The sequence below is a fragment of the Pseudomonas stagnisoli genome, assembly GCF_048595745.1.
GTDB lineage: Bacteria > Pseudomonadota > Gammaproteobacteria > Pseudomonadales > Pseudomonadaceae > Aquipseudomonas > Aquipseudomonas alcaligenes_A.
The window spans coordinates 1,594,655-1,606,220 of sequence record NZ_CP184361.1 but is presented as its reverse complement, the minus strand read 5'-3'; the positions used below and the strand labels follow the sequence as shown (position 1 = coordinate 1,606,220).

The window sequence follows — 11,566 nt, the reverse complement described above, 5'->3', positions numbered from 1 at the left end:
GACCTGCTCGCTCACGCCTCTTGCTCCTGGAAGGGCGTCGGGTCACCACAGCCCACGCGGATCACCTCCGGCTCACCCTCGGCCAGGTTGATCACCGTGGAAGCCTCCAGGCCGCCGTAACCACCATCGATGATCAGGTCGACCTGATGCTCGAGGATCTGGCGCATCTCGTAAGGGTCGCTCATCGGCAGGTCATCACCGGGCAGGATCAGGCTCACACTCATCAGCGGCTCGCCCAACTGCTCGGCCAGAGCCAGGGCAATCGGGTGCGCCGGCACGCGCAGGCCGATGGTCCGGCGCTTGGGGTGCAGCAACATGCGCGGCACTTCACGGGTAGCGCTGAGAATGAAGGTGTAGGGCCCAGGCGTGTGTGCCTTGAGCAGACGGAAGGCGCCGGTATCAACCTTGGCGAACAGGCCGATCTGCGACAGATCGCTGCACACCAGGGTGAAGTTGTGCTTGTCATCCAGCTGGCGCAGGCGGCGGATACGCTCCACCGCACCCTTGTCGCCGATCAGGCAACCGATGGCGTAGGAAGAATCGGTCGGATAAACGATCACCCCACCGCTGCGGAGGATTTCCACGGCCTGCTTGATCAGGCGCGGCTGCGGATTTTCCGGATGAATCTGGAAGAACTGGCTCATGAACTCTCCCTGCTCAGGCGGTAGGAGCGCGTGCATGGTCGAAGCGCTCCCATAGAGGAGACAGATCTTCCGGCAACGGACGGTACATGCCCAGCTCCGACCAGTCTCCCGGGGCATGAAAATCACTGCCCACACTGGCCAGCATGCCGAACTCGCGGGCCAGGATGGCAAGGCCACCGACCTGCTCGGCCGGCTGCAGACCGTTGACAACCTCCAGCGCGTGACCACCGGCAGCGATGAAGTCGGCCACCAGGCGCCGCCGCTTGCTGCGGGTGAAATCGTATTGCCAGGGGTGCGCCAGGCTGATCCAGGCGCCAGCCGACTTCAAGGTGCCGACGGCCTGCTCCAGCGTCGGCCAGTGCTGTTTGACGTCACCGAGCTTGCCCGAACCCAGCCATTTGCGGAACGCCTCGGCATGGTCGCGCACATGCCCGGCCCGCACCAGGAACTCGGCGAAGTGCGGCCGCGCCGGTGCATTACCGCTGTCGCCCAGGCCCTGTTGCACTTCGCGGGCCCCCTCCAGCGCACCGGGCATGCCCTTGGCCGCCAGGCGCCGATCGATCTCCTCGGCGCGCAGCCAGCGCCCCTGATGCAGCTCGGCAATGGCCTGGCGCAACGCCGGTGCATCGGAGGCAAAGGCATAGCCGAGTACATGGATGGTCGCCCCGCCCCAGGTGCAGGACAGCTCCACGCCGTTGACCAGGCGCAGCCCCAGCCCGTCTGCGGCGTGGCGTGCCTCGTCCAGCCCCTCCAGGGTGTCGTGATCGGTCAGGGCCAGCAGCTCGACGCCGCGCCCGTGGGCGCGCGCGACCACCTCGGCGGGTGCGAGCACGCCGTCGGATGCGGTGCTGTGGCAGTGCAGATCGACCTTCATGGTGCGTCTTTCGTTAATAAGGTTGTTTGTTATTATGCCGCCACATCCCGCTTCTGGCTGCCGCCGTGAAACAATTCATCGATTTCATCCCGCTTATCCTGTTCTTCATCGTCTACAAGCTCGATCCCCGTAATGTCGAACTGGCCGGGCAAGCCTTCGAGCTTGGGGGGATCTTCAGCGCCACCGCGGTGCTGATCCTCAGCTCCATCCTGGTCTACGGCACCTTGTTCCTGGTTCAGCGCAAGCTGGAGAAAGGCCAGTGGCTGACCCTGCTGGCCTGCCTGGTATTCGGCGGCATGACCCTGGCCTTCCACAGCGAGACCTTCCTCAAGTGGAAGGCGCCGGTGGTGAACTGGCTGTTCGCCCTGGGCTTCGCCGGCAGCCACTTCATCGGCGACAAGGTGCTGATCCAGCGCGTCATGGGCCACGCCATCCAGTTGCCACAGCCGGTCTGGGTTCGCCTGAACCTGGCCTGGATCGCTTTTTTCGTCTTCAGCGGCTGCGCCAACCTGTTCGTCGCCTTCACCTTCCACGACATCTGGGTCGACTTCAAAGTCTTCGGTAGCCTCGGCATGACGGTGCTGTTCCTGGTCGCCCAGGGCGTCTACCTAGCGCGCCATATCCAAGACGACGCCCCCCAGCAAAGCAAGGACTGACATGCTCTACGCCATCATCGCCAGCGATGCCCCCGAGTCCCTGGACAAGCGCCTGGCCACCCGCCCGGCCCACCTGGCTCGCCTGGAACAGCTGAAGAACGAGGGCCGCCTGGTACTGGCCGGCCCGCACCCGGCCATCGACAGCAATGACCCGGGCCCTGCGGGCTTCTCCGGCAGCCTGATCGTCGCCGAGTTCGAATCCCTGGCCGCCGCCCAGCAGTGGGCCGACGCCGATCCCTACCGGGCCGCCGGCGTCTATGCCAGCGTGCTGGTCAAGCCGTTCAAGCAGGTGCTGCCCTGATCTGATCCACGACGCAGGCCCATAACAATAACTAGGAAACTGGAGTTCCCCATGCGCCAAGGCCCGCTCTACCTGTTGCTCACCATGCTCTGCGTCACCCCCGCGGTGCATGCCGAAGAGTCGCAGCCACTGGCGCTGAACCCGGTGCCGGCAGCCCAAACCGCCACGCCGGCTCCGGCCACCGACAGCGCCAGCCAGATCGCCGCCCTGCAGCAGCAACTGGCCGAAAGCCAGCGCCAGCTTGGTGAGTTGCAATCCGGCGAACGCGAGACCGCGCAGATCAGCCGCCTGCGCCAGGACAACCAGCGCCTCAAGCTGCAACTCAAGCAGGCCCAGGCCGAGCAACCACCGCGTCTGCTCAGCGAACAGCAGTTGTGGTACGCCATCGGTGCCGGCACCGCGCTAATTGCCTTCATCATCGGCCGCCTGAGTGCCGGTAGACGGAACAAACGCCGCAGCGAGTGGGTCTGACCCGCGCCCCAACCAGACACCATCACCATGACCGACCTGCTGCTGATCGACGACGACCGCGAACTGTGCGAGCTGCTGGCCAGCTGGCTGCAGCAGGAAGGCTTCAGCGTACGCGCCTGCCATGACGGCGCCAGCGCCCGCACCGCCCTGGCCGAACCGGCACCGGCGGCGGTGATCCTCGATGTGATGCTGCCGGACGGCAGCGGCCTGGAACTGCTCAAGCAGCTGCGTAGCGAGCATGCCGAACTGCCAGTGCTGATGCTTTCGGCACGCGGCGAGCCGCTGGACCGCATCCTCGGCCTGGAGCTGGGCGCCGACGACTACCTGGCCAAGCCCTGCGACCCGCGCGAGCTGACCGCCCGCCTGCGCGCCGTGCTGCGCCGCAGCCAGCCGCCGGCCACGCCGTCGCGCCTGGAGCTCGGCGACATCAGTTACAGCCCGCAGCGAGGCGTGGCCAGCCTGGGCGAACAGGATATCCCCCTGACCCTCTCCGAGGGACGCATCCTCGAAGCCCTGCTGCAGCAACCCGGCGAGCCGCTGGACAAGCAGGCCCTGGCGCAGCTGGCGCTGGGCCGCAAGCTGACCCTCTACGACCGCAGCCTGGACATGCACGTCAGCAACCTGCGCAAGAAGCTCGGCCCGCACCCCGATGGGCGTCCGCGCATCGTCGCCCTGCGCAGCCGCGGCTATTACTACGCGCCCTGAGAAACTGCTCAGAAGCACCGCGAGCTAGAGGCATGCCAGGCAAAGCTGGGTGAAGAAGCGCAATTTACGAGAGTAAATGAGCATGACTCGCTGCGCTCACCCCATGGGGCCGCACTGGCGTGCGTTGGCCGCAAGCGGCCTTCTGAGCACAGTTTTAACGCAGCAGGCCCGACGCGCAGCGGGCCTCTGGGCAGGTTCGGCTTTACCCAGCCTTTACCCAGGCCTGACTGCGCTTGACCTTGCCCGCCCTAGACTGGGCTCATCCGGTAACCCACCGGTTCAGAGACAAGGAGATACAGCATGCGCAAGACCCTCACCGCCCTGATCCTGGCCGCCAGCCTGCCGACCCTCGCCCTGGCCACGCAGCAAGACGGCCCCGCCCCCTGCCACAAGTCGATGCACGGTGAACACCGTGGCGGCGGCCCGCTCAAGGACCTCGACCTCAGCGCCGAACAACGCGAACAGCTGGGCAAGCTGATGCGCGAGCGCAAGGACGACCCGCGCGAGATCACCCAGAAGTACCTGGGCAAGCTGCCTCAGGCCGAACAGGACGCCTTGAAGAAGGAGCTGGAAACCGCCCGCCTGGAGCATGACAAGGCCATCCGTGGCATTCTCACCGCCGAGCAGCAGAAGACCTTCGACAGCCGCAAGGCCGAAATGGACAAGCGTCGCGCCGAGCGCGCCGAATTCGAGGCCTGGAAGGCCGAGAAGGACCAGCAGGCGCAGTAACCACCAGCCCCCCACTCCCGCCCGGCTCACCCAGCCGGGCTTCCTGTTTTGAGGAGCCCCCATGCGCTCACTGTTCTGGCGCATCTTCGCCAGTTTCTGGCTGGCCATCGCCCTGGTCGCCGGGCTGTCCATGCTGCTGGGACGCGCGCTCAATCAGGATGCCTGGGTCATCGGCCATCACCCGGCCGTCAGTGACCTGGCGGAGCTCTGGACCCAGCTCTACGAGCAAGAGGGGCCGCAGACCGCGCAGAACTTCCTGGAGAAGCGCAAGAAACGCTACCGGGTGGACACCCAGGTACTGGACGACAGCGGCCGGTCCCTGGTGTACGGCACCTTCCCGCCACGCGCCGCCGCCTTCGAGGCACGCCAGGACAACCCGAAACGGCTACCCTGGCGCCGCCTGACCGAGGAATACGTCAGCCCCAGCAGTGGCCAGACCTACCTGTTCATCTACCGCATTCCCCACCCGGAGCTGATGGACTGGCATCGCCAGAGCCTGTTCTGGCCGCTCAGCGCCCTGGCCATTGCCCTGATCGTGCTGACCCTGCTCAGCCTGCTACTGACCCTCTCCATTACTCGTCCGCTCGGCCGCCTGCGCGGCGCCGTGCATGACCTCGGGCAGACCGCCTATCAGCAGCACAGCCTGGCCCGTCTGGCCGCACGGCGCGACGAACTCGGCGTGCTGGCCCGCGACTTCAACCGCATGGGCGCGCGCCTGCAGGGTTTGATCGGCAGCCAGCGCCAGCTACTGCGCGACGTTTCCCACGAACTGCGTTCGCCGCTGGCGCGCCTACGCGTGGCGCTGGCCCTGGCCGAACGGGCCGGGCCGGCGGAACGTGAGCAGTTGTGGGGACGCCTGACCCAGGAGTGCGACCGCCTGGAGGCACTGATCGGCGAGATTCTCGCCCTCGCCCGCCTGGACGCCGACCCCGGCAGCGCCCACAGCATCGAGCTGCGCCCGCTGCTCGACGGCCTGCTCGCCGATGCGGCGCTGGCGGCACCGGAACAGCGGGTGGAGCTGCACATGGACGATGGCCCGCCCCCCCTGCAGGGCTGGCCGGACATGCTGGCGCGCGCGCTGGACAATCTGCTACGCAACGCGCTGCGCTTCAACCCGGAGGGAAAACCGATCGAGGTGACGGTCACTCGCCAGACCGGCAAGCTGCACATCGCGGTTCGCGATCACGGGCCCGGCGCGCCCGAGGAACTTCTCCAGCGGCTTGGCGAACCCTTCTTCCGCGCCCCACACCAGCAGGCAGCAGGGCACGGCCTGGGCCTGGCCATCGCCCGGCGCGCGGCGGAACGGCACGGCGGCCGGCTGCTGCTGGCCAATCACCCGCAAGGCGGCTTCATCGCTACCCTGGAGTTGCCGTTGGCGGGATGACGCGTGTCAGCCCTGCCAGGCGCTGACGAAGTCGAGCGGCTGCAGGGCCGGCGGACTGCGCCGCTCGCCCTCGAAGCTGCCGACATAGAGGAAACCGACGATCTTTTCCCCGGCCTCCAGGCCGAGCCCGGCCAGCACATGCGGATGCTGCGCCAGCGCGCCGGTACGCCAGATGGCGCCGAAGCCCAGTGCCTGGGTGGCCAGTAACAGGCTGTGAGCGGCGCAACCGGCCGACAGCACCTGCTCCTCCTGGGGCACCTTGGGATGCTCGGCGATACGCGCGACCACCACGATCAGCAGCGGCGCGCGCAGTGGCATGGCGCGCGCCTTGTCCAGGGCTTCCGGCTTGCTGGTCGGGTCCTGTGCCTGGGCCTCGGCGAACAGCTCACCCAGGCGCGCGCGCGCCTCGCCTTCCACCGTGATGAAGCGCCAGGGCCGCAGCTGGCCATGGTCCGGCGCGCGCAGGGCGGCACGGAACATCAGCTCACGCTGGGCAGCATCGGGCGCCGGCTCCAGCAGGCGGCCAACGGATACACGGTTGAGCAGCAGATCGACGGCTTGCATGACCACCTCCAGAGAATGCAGACCGGCATTCTAGCCGAAGTGCTGCGGCGTCAGCGGCGGCAACCCGTGGGCAGCGCGTGCCGCATCACAATGCGGGTTGTGCTGGCCATCTTCCCAGCTGGCAGTGAACTCGCGGCAGGTACTGGAGCGCTGCTCATACATGCTGCAGCGCGTACCACAACCGACTTCACCTTGCAGCGCGATGCAACGTGTCGGCTTACCCGTGGTACCGCGCATGGCCACATGGTGGGGAGCGATCTGCTCCACCAGCTGATCGGGCACGGTGCCACCGGCGGACTGGCATTCGCCCCAATAGAAGGACACGCGAAAATAGGCGCAGCAGGCACCACAACGGAGGCAAGGATGGCTTTCGGACATGGACGGGCGACTGAAAGAGCCGGGGAAGGCCGGCAACCGAGGCGCTATTCTATGAATCGGCAGGACGCTGTGAAGCCCCCGCCGACGGATTTACAGCCCAGCCGGCGCGGGTAGAATGGCGCCCTCGTTCCCGTCAGAGCGCGCCCAATGGCCCTGCCGACTCTCCGTATCATCGGTTTCATCATCGGCATCTTCCTCATTACCCTGGCTGCCAGCATGGTCATCCCCATGCTGACTCTGCTGGCCTATGAGCGCACCGACGACCTCACGGCCTTCCTCTGGTCCAGCCTGATCACCTTCGGCGCCGGCATGGCCCTGGTGCTGCCCGGCAAGCCCAAGCACGTCCAGCTGCGCCCGCGCGACATGTACCTGCTGACCACCGCCAGCTGGGTGGTGGTGTGCTGCTTCGCCGCCCTGCCGATGGTGATCATCGCCCACATCAGCTATACCGATGCCTTCTTCGAAACCATGTCCGGCGTCACCACTACCGGCTCCACCGTGCTGGTAGGCCTGGACAGGATGTCGCCAGGGATCCTGATCTGGCGTTCGATGCTGCACTGGCTGGGCGGCATCGGCTTCATCGGCATGGCGGTGGCCATTCTGCCGTTGCTGCGAGTCGGCGGCATGCGCCTGTTCCAGACCGAATCCTCGGACTGGGGCGAGAAAGTCATGCCGCGCTCGCACATGGCCGCCAAGTACATCCTGCTGGTCTACGTAGGTCTCACAGGCCTGGGCTTCCTGGCTTTCTGGTGGGCCGGCATGACGCCATTCGAGGCGATCAACCACGCCATGTCGCTGATTTCCACAGGTGGCTTCTCCACCTCCGATGCCTCCATGGCCAACTGGCAGCAGCCAGCGGTGCACTGGGTGGCGGTGGTGGTGATGATCCTCGGCAGCCTGCCCTTCACCCTTTATGTCGCCAGCCTGCGCGGCCACCGCAAGGCACTGCTTCGGGATCATCAGGTGCGAGGATTCCTCGGTTTCCTGGTGCTCACCTGGCTGGTATTCGGCACCTGGCTGTGGGCCAACTCGGAACACGCCTGGCTGGACGCCTTCCGCATCGTCGCGCTCAACGTCACCTCGGTGGTCACCACCACCGGCGTGGCCCTGGGCGACTACACCCTGTGGGGCAGCTTCGCCGTACTGCTGTTCTTCTACCTGACCTTTATCGGCGGCTGCTCCGGTTCCACCGCCGGCGGCCTGAAGATCTTCCGTTTCCAGGTCGCCTATGTGCTGCTCAAAGCCAACCTGATGCAGCTGGTGCACCCGCGCGCGGTGATCAAGCAGCAGTACAACAACCACAACCTGGACGAGGACATCGTCCGCTCGCTGATCACCTTCTCCTTCTTCTTCACCATCACCATCGGCGTGCTCGCCCTGGCCCTGACCCTGGTCGGGCTGGACTGGGTGACCGCGCTGACCGGCGCCGCCACGGCGGTATGCAACGTTGGCCCGGGCCTGGGGCCGATCATCGGTCCGGCGGGCAACTTCGCCAGCCTGCCGGATGCCGCGAAATGGCTGCTGACCATCGGCATGCTGCTCGGTCGCCTGGAAATCCTCACCGTGCTGGTGCTGGTCACCCGCAGCTTCTGGAAGCACTAAGCCGATGTCCCTGTCCAGCCTGCGCATCCTCGCCTTTATCAACGGCATCTTCCTGATCACCCTGGCGGTGAGCATGCTGGTGCCGGTGGGCACGTTGCTGATGTTCGAGCAGCCCCACGGCATCAATGCCTTCCTCTGGTCCAGCCTGATTACCTTCGTCGCCGGCATCGTGCTGGTCGCCCAAGGACGCCCGCAGGAAGGCCAACTGCGCCCACGCGACATGTACATGCTGACCGTGTCGAGCTGGGTGATGGTGTCGATCTTTGCGGCATTGCCGTTCATTTTCGCGGAGCGCGCCAGCATCACCGATGCCTACTTCGAGAGCATGTCCGGCATCACCGCCACTGGCGCCACCGTATTCAGCGGCCTGGACAGCATGTCGCCGGGCACCCTGATCTGGCGCTCGCTGCTGCACTGGCTGGGCGGTATCGGCTTTATCGCCATGGCCGTGGCGATCCTGCCGATGCTGCGCATCGGCGGCATGCGCCTGTTCCAGACCGAGTCCTCGGACCGCTCGGACAAGGTCATGCCCCGCTCGCACATGGTCGCCAAATACATGGTGCTGGCCTATGTCGGCCTCAGCGCCCTGGCCGTGCTGGCCTTCTGGCTGGCCGGCATGAACCTATTCGATGCCATCAACCATGCCATGTCGGCCATCGCCACCGGCGGCTTCTCCACCTCCGACGCTTCCCTCGGTCACTGGGACCAGCCGGCGGTGCACTGGGTCGCGGTGCTGGTGATGATCCTCGGCAGCCTGCCCTTCGTGCTCTACGTCGCCACCCTGCGCGGCAACTACAGGGCCCTGCTGCGCGACCAGCAGGTGCGTGGCTTCTTCATGCTGCTGCTGGCCAGCTGGCTGATGCTGGCCTGCTGGAAGTGGAGCACCAGCGAACTGCACTGGCTGGATACGCTGCGCCTGGTGGCGGTGAACATCACCTCGGTGATGACCACCACCGGCTTCGCCGTCGGCGACTACCACCTGTGGGGCCCCTTCGCCAGCATGATCTTCTTCTACCTGGGCTTCGTCGGTGGCTGTTCCGGCTCCACGGCAGGAGGCCTGAAGATCTTCCGTTTCCAGGTCGCCTACATACTGCTCAAAGCCAACCTGAAACAACTGGTGCATCCGCGCGCGGTGATCAAGCAACAGTACAACCGCCACCGCCTGGACGAGGATATCGTCCGCTCGATCCTCGCCTTCGCCTTCTTCTATACCATCACCATCGCCAGCCTGGCGCTGGCGGTGGCCATGTGCGGGGTCGACTGGATCACCGCCCTGACCGGCGCGGCGGCCATGGTTTCCGGCGTAGGCCCAGGCATGGGCGAGGTAGTCGGCCCGGCGGGCAACTACGCCAGCCTGCCGGACCTGGCCAAGTGGCTGCTGACCATCGGCATGCTGCTGGGGCGCCTGGAGATCCTCACCGTACTGGTCCTGCTGTTCCCCGCCTTCTGGCGCCACTGAGAAAAATCCACCCGAGCCTGCTGCGCCCGCCTGATCCGCGTGCGGGCAGTGCTCGCAATGCTCATGGACATGCAGTCCATTGCGCTTGCTGCGCGCTGGCCGCCCACGGCTGAGGCGCGCTCGCGACGGTCGGACCGGATTTTTCGGCCAGCCTGAAGCTCCCTCGAATACGCAGCCATGTAGCCCGGATGCAATCCGGGAAGGCCGCTGTCCCGGATGGCATCCGGGCTATGGCGACACTCACAGCCGCGCGCGGTACTCGCCCGGCGTCGCATCGAACCAGCGGCGAAAAGCGCGGAAGAAGTTGCTGGGATCGGCGAAGCCAAGCAGGTAGGCGATCTCCAGCAGCGGCAGGTTGGGCTGCGCCAGATACTGCTCGGCCAGCTCGCGGCGGGTGTCGTCGAGCAGTTGCTGGTAGCTGGTGCCCTCCTCCTGCAGACGCCGCTGCAGGGTGCGCTCGGACAACAGCAGCGCCTGGGCCACTGCCTCGCGCTTGGGCTCGCCCTGGGGCAACAGACGGCACAGCACCTGGCGCACCTGATGGGTCACCCGGCTCTCCGAGAAGCGCGCCAGGTACTCACCGGCAAAGCGGTCGTGCAACTGCGCCAGCGCCTCGTTGGCACTGGGCAGCGGCGCCTCCAGGTCGGCGCGGGCGTAGAGCAGTGAATAGTGCTCGGCATTGAATTGCAGCGGCGCCTGGAACACCTGTCGGTACAGTTCGACATTGGCTGGCGGCGGCCCCTGGAAGCTGACCCGCAACGGGGTGATTGGCTTGCCGGTGAGCCAGCGGCAGAAGGCCAGCGAGTAGGCCAGCGACGCCTCGGAGCTTTGCCGGGCCGGCGGCAGGCGATCACCGTGGATCGCCTGGATCAGCTCGAAGCCCTCCGGCAGCGCGCGCAGGCTGAGGTCAGAGCCTTCGGCGATGATCCGCTGGTAACGCACCAGGCGGTTGAACCCCTCCAGCAGGTTGCGGCTGGACATCAGCGCATAGCCCACCACATGGAAGGACGAGGGGCGCACCACGCTGGCCATGTTCAGGCCGATCGCCGGGTTGCCGGAGGTTTCCACCGCCAGGTGCCAGAGGCGGGTCATGCCATCCTGCGGAAAACGCGCGTCCGGATCGCTCAGGGCGGCGTAATCCAGGCCCAGGCGGGCGAACAGCTGGCGGCAGTCGACGCCGCCCAACTCCAATGCCTGGACGATGCCGGAAGCCCAGCTGGAGGAAGTGGTACGTTCGCTCATGATTCTTCTTGTAGTGGCTGATGCACGGTCTGGCGCCGAGAGGATACTAAACTGGCACTGTATGTCACTGGCCACAGAAGACAGCTCGCCTAGACTGCCGGTCAACAATGACAGGAGGTACGCCATGAGCGCTGAAACCACCGCACGCTTCACCAGCTTTGCCGAGTTCTACCCCTACTACCTGCAAGAGCACAGCAACGACGTGTGCCGCCGCCTGCACTATGTCGGCAGCCTGCTGGTACTCAGCATCCTCGGCTACGCGCTGTTCACCCAGCAATGGCTGTGGCTGCTGGCCCTGCCCTTTGCCGGTTACGGCTTCGCCTGGGTCGGCCACTTCGTGTTCGAGAAGAACAAACCTGCGACCTTCAAATATCCCCTGTACAGCTTCATGGGCGACTGGGTGATGCTCAAGGATGCCTTCACCGGGCGCATCCGCTTCTGAGTGACGAGCCGGATGGCGTCCGTCGTCCGGCCCGCGCCATTCGGCACCCGACGCTGGTCCTGTGATCGGCGCGCCGTTATGATCCCCGCCTGGCTCGCCTCTTGCAGAGCCGCCA

The 11,566-nt window shown here is 66.1% G+C and carries 14 protein-coding genes; 9 read left to right on the top strand and 5 right to left on the bottom strand.

Going from position 1 to position 11,566, the window contains the following annotated elements:
* Window positions 1-11: 11 nt before the first annotated feature.
* Both ACOAPY_RS07790 and ACOAPY_RS07785 read right to left on the bottom strand, forming a co-directional pair.
* The gene (locus tag ACOAPY_RS07790) at window positions 12-644 is read right to left on the bottom strand and encodes an L-threonylcarbamoyladenylate synthase (protein ID WP_465155991.1); all 633 of its coding nucleotides are present in this window, start codon (window positions 642-644) and stop codon (window positions 12-14) included.
* A gap of 13 nt (window positions 645-657) precedes the next feature.
* The gene (locus tag ACOAPY_RS07785; protein ID WP_465155990.1) at window positions 658-1,518 is read right to left on the bottom strand and encodes a PHP domain-containing protein; all 861 of its coding nucleotides are present in this window, start codon (window positions 1,516-1,518) and stop codon (window positions 658-660) included.
* Between the two features lie 65 nt (window positions 1,519-1,583).
* Here ACOAPY_RS07785 and ACOAPY_RS07780 point away from each other — a divergent pair, with 65 nt between their 5' ends.
* The 6 genes from ACOAPY_RS07780 (at window position 1,584) to ACOAPY_RS07755 (ending at window position 5,764) form a co-directional block, all read left to right on the top strand.
* Window positions 1,584-2,174 (top strand): septation protein A, encoded by a 591-nt coding sequence (locus ACOAPY_RS07780; RefSeq protein WP_465155989.1) that lies wholly within the window; start codon window positions 1,584-1,586, stop codon window positions 2,172-2,174.
* A gap of 1 nt (window position 2,175) precedes the next feature.
* The gene (locus ACOAPY_RS07775; RefSeq protein WP_076577727.1) at window positions 2,176-2,475 is read left to right on the top strand and encodes a YciI family protein; all 300 of its coding nucleotides are present in this window, start codon (window positions 2,176-2,178) and stop codon (window positions 2,473-2,475) included.
* A 51-nt stretch (window positions 2,476-2,526) separates the two neighbouring features.
* Window positions 2,527-2,946 carry an SH3 domain-containing protein gene (locus ACOAPY_RS07770; protein ID WP_465155987.1) on the top strand — a complete coding sequence of 140 codons (420 nt, stop codon included), beginning with the start codon at window positions 2,527-2,529 and terminating at the stop codon, window positions 2,944-2,946.
* A gap of 27 nt (window positions 2,947-2,973) precedes the next feature.
* Window positions 2,974-3,651, top strand: coding sequence for a response regulator transcription factor (locus tag ACOAPY_RS07765; RefSeq protein WP_465155986.1), 678 nt, complete (start codon window positions 2,974-2,976; stop codon window positions 3,649-3,651).
* Window positions 3,652-3,951: 300 nt separating this feature from the next.
* The gene (locus ACOAPY_RS07760) at window positions 3,952-4,380 is read left to right on the top strand and encodes a Spy/CpxP family protein refolding chaperone (protein WP_465155985.1); all 429 of its coding nucleotides are present in this window, start codon (window positions 3,952-3,954) and stop codon (window positions 4,378-4,380) included.
* A 61-nt stretch (window positions 4,381-4,441) separates the two neighbouring features.
* Window positions 4,442-5,764, top strand: a complete 1,323-nt coding sequence (locus tag ACOAPY_RS07755; RefSeq protein WP_465155983.1) for a sensor histidine kinase — start codon at window positions 4,442-4,444, stop codon at window positions 5,762-5,764.
* Between the two features lie 6 nt (window positions 5,765-5,770).
* Here ACOAPY_RS07755 and ACOAPY_RS07750 read toward each other — a convergent pair whose 3' ends face one another.
* A complete protein-coding gene (locus ACOAPY_RS07750) occupies window positions 5,771-6,328 on the bottom strand; it encodes an NAD(P)H nitroreductase (RefSeq protein ID WP_076577722.1) in 558 nt (185 codons plus the stop codon).
* Window positions 6,329-6,358: 30 nt separating this feature from the next.
* Window positions 6,359-6,706 carry a YkgJ family cysteine cluster protein gene (locus tag ACOAPY_RS07745; RefSeq protein ID WP_076577721.1) on the bottom strand — a complete coding sequence of 116 codons (348 nt, stop codon included), beginning with the start codon at window positions 6,704-6,706 and terminating at the stop codon, window positions 6,359-6,361.
* Between the two features lie 147 nt (window positions 6,707-6,853).
* Between ACOAPY_RS07745 and ACOAPY_RS07740 the strand changes: the two genes are divergently transcribed.
* Window positions 6,854-8,308 (top strand): TrkH family potassium uptake protein, encoded by a 1,455-nt coding sequence (locus ACOAPY_RS07740; protein WP_465155982.1) that lies wholly within the window; start codon window positions 6,854-6,856, stop codon window positions 8,306-8,308.
* 4 nt (window positions 8,309-8,312) lie between these two features.
* Window positions 8,313-9,767: a TrkH family potassium uptake protein gene (locus ACOAPY_RS07735; RefSeq protein ID WP_465155981.1), complete on the top strand. Its 1,455-nt coding sequence runs from the start codon at window positions 8,313-8,315 to the stop codon at window positions 9,765-9,767.
* Between the two features lie 240 nt (window positions 9,768-10,007).
* On the opposite strand, the gene ACOAPY_RS07730 is transcribed toward ACOAPY_RS07735, so the two are convergent.
* Window positions 10,008-11,009, bottom strand: coding sequence for an AraC family transcriptional regulator (locus ACOAPY_RS07730; protein ID WP_076426171.1), 1,002 nt, complete (start codon window positions 11,007-11,009; stop codon window positions 10,008-10,010).
* Between the two features lie 124 nt (window positions 11,010-11,133).
* Between ACOAPY_RS07730 and ACOAPY_RS07725 the strand changes: the two genes are divergently transcribed.
* Window positions 11,134-11,451 carry an Mpo1-like protein gene (locus ACOAPY_RS07725; protein ID WP_021702377.1) on the top strand — a complete coding sequence of 106 codons (318 nt, stop codon included), beginning with the start codon at window positions 11,134-11,136 and terminating at the stop codon, window positions 11,449-11,451.
* Window positions 11,452-11,566: the final 115 nt, after the last annotated feature.